Source organism: Bradyrhizobium sp. (assembly GCF_049512235.1).
Taxonomy (GTDB): Bacteria; Pseudomonadota; Alphaproteobacteria; order Rhizobiales; family Xanthobacteraceae; genus Bradyrhizobium.
Genome location: NZ_JBEKXH010000720.1, coordinates 1 through 2,582, shown reverse-complemented (window position 1 = coordinate 2,582; position 2,582 = coordinate 1). Strand labels below are relative to the sequence as shown.

Annotated in this window: 2 protein-coding genes; both read right to left on the bottom strand. The window is 63.0% G+C overall.

Going from position 1 to position 2,582, the window contains the following annotated elements:
* Positions 1–1,364: glycine--tRNA ligase subunit beta (glyS, locus tag ABSG20_RS34405; RefSeq protein WP_423868887.1), on the bottom strand; the 1,364-nt coding region annotated here is incomplete at its 3' end.
* Positions 1,364–2,296 (bottom strand): glycine--tRNA ligase subunit alpha, encoded by a 933-nt coding sequence (locus ABSG20_RS34400; RefSeq protein ID WP_423868886.1) that lies wholly within the window; start codon positions 2,294–2,296, stop codon positions 1,364–1,366. The genes ABSG20_RS34400 and glyS, both read right to left, overlap by 1 nt.
* Positions 2,297–2,582 lie beyond the last annotated feature (286 nt).

Sequence of the window (2,582 nt, the reverse complement as noted above, 5' to 3'; positions counted from 1 at the left end):
GCTATACTCACCGGATCGGTCGGCACGCGATCGTTCGGCCCCTGCGGCTTGTAGTGCTCCTCGCTCGCGGCGGCGACACTCGCATCCTCGCCCTGCGCCAGCGCGTAGTATTTTCCCATCAAGCCTTGCAGCTCCGGGAATTCGCCGACCACTTCGGTCAGCAAATCCGCCTTGGCGAGCTTCGCGGCGCGCGCGGTTTTTTCAACATCGGCACCGACCAGCGGTGCGATCTCGACGGCCAGTCGCTCGATCCGCTTGATCCGTTCGCCCTGGGTACCCAGCTTCTCGTGAAACACGATGTTGTCGAACTTCGGCAGCCGGTCTTCCAGCTTCGTCCTCAGATCGCTCTCATAGAAAAACTTAGCGTCGCTCAGCCGCGCGCGGATCACGCGCTCGTTGCCGGCGATGATGGTGTTGCCGCCGTCGGAGGCCTCGATGTTGGCGGTGAGGATGAATTTGTTGGTCAGTTTTCCCACCTTGGGATCGCGCACCACAAAGCATTTCATGTTGGTGCGTATCGTGGCGCGGATCACCTCTGATGGGATCGTGAGATATTCCTGCTCGAACGATCCCATCAGCACCACGGGCCATTCGACCAGTCCCGCGACCTCATCGAGCAGCCCCTGATCCTCGACCAGTTCAAGGCCCTGCGCGAACGCCAGCTGTCTGGCGTCGGTGATTATCGTGTCCTTGCGGCGCTCGGCATCGAGCACGACCTTGGCATCCAGAAGTTTTGCCTCATAATCCTCGAAGCGGCGCACGGCAATCGGCGCCGGCGCCATGAAGCGGTGGCCAAACGTGGTCTGGCCGGCCACGATGCCGTCGACGGAAAATTTCACCACATCGGGATCTTCGGTTTCCAGGCCGAAGGTGGCGACAATCGCATGCAGCGGCCGCACCCAGGAAAGCGCGCCTGGTCTGGCGGAGCGCTCGCCCCAGCGCATTGATTTCGGCCATGGAAAGGTCCTGATGATGACCGGCAGCATGTCGGCGAGCACGTCCAGCGTGGCGCGGCCGGGCTTTTCGATCAGCGCGATGTAGAAATCGCCCTTCTTCGGATCGCGCTGGATTTTTGCCTCGTCGAGCGAGGCAAGCCCGGTCGCCCTGAGGAAGCCTGAGATCGCCGCCTCCGGGCCACCGACCCGTGGCCCCCTGCGCTCTTCCTTCAGATCGGATTGCCGCGCAGGGATTCCATGCACGGTCAGCGTCAGCCGCCGCGGCGTCGCAAAGGCTTTGGCGCCGTCATAGACGAGGCCTTCCGCCACGAGCTTGTCGGTGACCATGCGGCGCAAATCCTCGGCCGCCTTCGCCTGCATCCGGGCGGGAATTTCTTCCGAGAAAAGTTCGAAAAGCAAATCGGGCATTACGCCCTGCCCGCTTCGGTGTGCATCCAGGCTTCGCCGCAGGCTTTTGCCAGTTCGCGCACCCGCATGATGTAGCTCTGCCGCTCGGTCACCGAGATCACGCCGCGCGCGTCCAAAAGGTTGAAGACGTGGCTGGCCTTGATGCACTGGTCATAGGCCGGCTGCGCCATCAGCTGCTCGCGGCGGTTATTGCCTTGCTTCCATCCCGCGGCCAGATATTTCCGGCAGGCTTCCTCGGCCATCCGGAACTGCTCGAACAGCATCGCGGTGTCGGCGTGTTCGAAATTGTGCCGGGAATATTCCTGTTCGGCCTGGAAGAACACATCGCCATAGCTGACCTTCTCGTCGCCCTCACGGCCGTTGAAGTTGAGGTCCATGATGCGGTCGACGCCTTGCAGATAACAGGCGAGCCGTTCGAGCCCGTAGGTGAGTTCGCCGGCGACCGGCGCGCATTCGACACCCGCGACCTGCTGGAAATAGGTGAACTGCGACACCTCCATGCCGTCGCACCAGCATTCCCAGCCTAGTCCCCAGGCGCCGAGCGTCGGGCTTTCCCAGTCGTCCTCGACAAAGCGGATGTCGTGCAGCTGCGAATCGATGCCGATCGCCGCCAGCGATTTCAGATAAAGCTCCTGCAGGTCCGGCGGCGACGGTTTTATGATGACCTGGAACTGGTAGTAGTGCTGCAGCCGGTTGGGGTTTTCGCCATAGCGGCCGTCCTTGGGCCGGCGCGAGGGCTGCACATAGGCGGCCTTCCAGGGTTTTGGCCCGAGCGCGCGCAAGGTCGTCGCCGGATGAAAAGTTCCCGCTCCCATTTCCATATCGTAAGGCTGCAGGATCACGCAGCCCTGATCGGCCCAGAACCGCTGCAGGGCCAGGATGAAGCCCTGGAACGAGCGTTCCGGGCGCATGTGCTGAGGGATCTTGTCCATCGTGAGGTCAGGTCTTCGGCTTAAGGGGGCGGCAAGCGCGCGGGACCGTATCGGCGGCGGCGCGGGGAATCAAGGCGAGGCGAAAGCAGCAAACGCAGGGCCGATTTTCGCAGGAGCGATTTTCGTAGGGGCGACCCTCATACGCGCTAGCTCAAGAACTCGTGTCCCGGACGCTGGCCGCGTAGACGGTGGGCTCCCTCTCCCCCCAAGCGAAAGCGTGAGCTTTCGCGGGGGCGGGAGAGGGTTGGGGTGAGGGGGGCGCTGCATCGGGACCGTCCGAGTGGCC

Bases quoted from the DNA above. Each gene is read 5' to 3' on its own strand.
- ABSG20_RS34400 (WP_423868886.1), bottom strand. From the start codon at position 2,296: ATGGACAAGATCCCTCAGCACATGCGCCCGGAACGCTCGTTCCAGGGC.